This is a genomic window from Kitasatospora sp. NPDC091257, from assembly GCF_044757675.1.
GTDB lineage: Bacteria > Actinomycetota > Actinomycetes > Streptomycetales > Streptomycetaceae > Kitasatospora > Kitasatospora lactacystinica.
In genome coordinates this window covers 1-1,844 of record NZ_JBIVVI010001506.1, presented here as the reverse complement: position 1 = coordinate 1,844, position 1,844 = coordinate 1, and the positions used below count along the sequence as shown (strand labels likewise).

Annotated in this window: 2 protein-coding genes; one reads left to right on the top strand and one right to left on the bottom strand. The window is 70.0% G+C overall.

The genetic code is table 11. The annotated features are described in order from the left end of the window. Positions 1 to 231 precede the first annotated feature (231 nt). Positions 232 to 891, bottom strand: a complete 660-nt coding sequence (gene nucS, locus ACIQOV_RS39770; protein WP_359899935.1) for an endonuclease NucS — start codon at positions 889 to 891, stop codon at positions 232 to 234. A 481-nt stretch (positions 892 to 1,372) separates the two neighbouring features. On the opposite strand from nucS, the gene ACIQOV_RS39765 reads away from it, so the two are divergent. Further along, positions 1,373 to 1,765 (top strand): SCO5389 family protein, encoded by a 393-nt coding sequence (locus ACIQOV_RS39765; RefSeq protein WP_401055799.1) that lies wholly within the window; start codon positions 1,373 to 1,375, stop codon positions 1,763 to 1,765. Positions 1,766 to 1,844: the final 79 nt, after the last annotated feature.

The following is a 1,844-nucleotide window of genomic DNA, read 5'->3' as shown; positions in this document are numbered from 1 at the left end:
CGTAGGCCCCGCAGCAGCCGCCCGTACCGGGTCAGCAGCCGCCGGGTCCGAACCCCGGCGGTCCGGGCGCGGGTGGCACCGGCGGAGGCGGCACTCAGCCCGGTGGCGGCGGCACGGGCACCTCGCCGTCGCCGGAGCCGTCCACCACGACCGCCGGACCGAGCCCGTCGTCGAGCGGCTCGGCCGGTCCGACCGGCACGTCCAGCCCGTCGTCCGGTCCGTCCTGAGCGGTCAGAACAGCTTGAGCTTGTCGTCGTCGATGCCGCGCAGCTCGTCGTAGTCCAGCACCACGCAGCCGATACCGCGGTCGGTGGCCAGGACGCGGGCCTGCGGCTTGATCTCCTGCGCGGCGAAGATGCCCTTGACCGGGGCCAGCAGCGGGTCCCGGTTGAGGAGTTCGAGGTAGCGGGTGAGCTGTTCGACGCCGTCGATCTCACCGCGGCGCTTGATCTCGACGGCCACCGTGGCGCCGTCGGCGTCGCGGCAGAGGATGTCGACCGGGCCGATCGCGGTGGGGTACTCGCGGCGGATCAGCGACCAGCCGGCACCGAGCACCTCCATCCGGTCCGCGAGCAGCTCCTGGAGGTGTGCCTCCACGCCGTCCTTGATCAGGCCCGGGTCGACCCCGAGCTCGTGGGACGAGTCGTGCAGCACCTCCTCCAGCGTGATGATGAGCTTCTCGCCGGCCTTGTTCTCCACCGTCCAGACCCCGTCGGCCTCCTTGAGGGCGCACGGCGGGGACATCCAGTTGAGCGGCTTGTAGGCGCGGTCGTCGGCGTGGATGCTGACGCTGCCGTCGGCCTTGACCAGGATCAGCCTGGTGGCGGAGGGCAGATGGGCGGAGAGCCGACCGGCATAGTCGACTGAGCAGCGGGCAATTACGAGACGCACGGTCGACCACGCTAGCCCACCGGGGCCAGTTGATGCGATTCCGCGACGGCTGGGTGAAGAAAGCGCGAACCCGGCCAACATGGAGGTCCTGCGGTCCCGCCACCGCCCCGTCGAGGTCTGGCGCCCCCACCCGCAAGTCGCTACGGTGTGTGACGGCATGCTCGCGGGATCGCTGTCAACGGGGATGGAGACTTCAGATGAACGATCCGACGGGATCCGGCCAATCCGGTGCACCGCAACATATTTCCGAAGCAATCCGCAGGAATGACCGGCCTGCCGCGCCGTTGACTGCCACGCTGTTCTGAGCGCGTTCGGTATCCAGGACGTCACGTCCCGTGGTGCCGCCGCTGTCGCGAAGGTGCCGGAAACCCCTGTCCCTCGGTGTTCCGGACACCCCATGCGAATCCGCCACCCTCACTGTGAGCTTGACCTACGCACGACCACCCGGGCGCCGCGCGGGTGGACCGCGAGAGGAGAATCCATGTCGCTCGACGTCTCACCGGCCCTGCTGGAGAAGGCCGAGCGGGGCGAGGTCGACGAGCGGGAATTCGTCGACTGCGTCCGCGTCTCTTTGCCCTACGCCTGGGACCTGATCAGCTCGCTGGTCGCCCAGGCGAAGGTCGACGGCACCGACTTCGCCGACAACCAGGTGCCGCCGCCCGGCGAGCAGGCCCGCGGCCAGCTGCTGCGCGCGCTCGCCAGCGACGCCATCCGGGGCGCTCTCCAGCGCCACTTCGGGGTTCGGCTGGCCTTCCAGAACTGTCACCGGGTCGCGGTGTTCCTGCCGTCGGACGCCAACGAGGCGCGGTACGACCGCTTCACCTCGGTCCGGGAGCAGCTGCTCAACCAGTCCGAGGAACTGCGGGACTGCTGACCCCGCCGTAGCCCGCTGCGGCGCCGGCCGCATCCCGGCCGCGGCGGAGCCACGATAAATGACGTCTCATCAGAGCGTC

Bases quoted from the DNA above. Each gene is read 5' to 3' on its own strand.
- ACIQOV_RS39765 (WP_401055799.1), top strand. From the start codon at position 1,373: ATGTCGCTCGACGTCTCACCGGCCCTGCTGGAGAAGGCCGAGCGGGGC.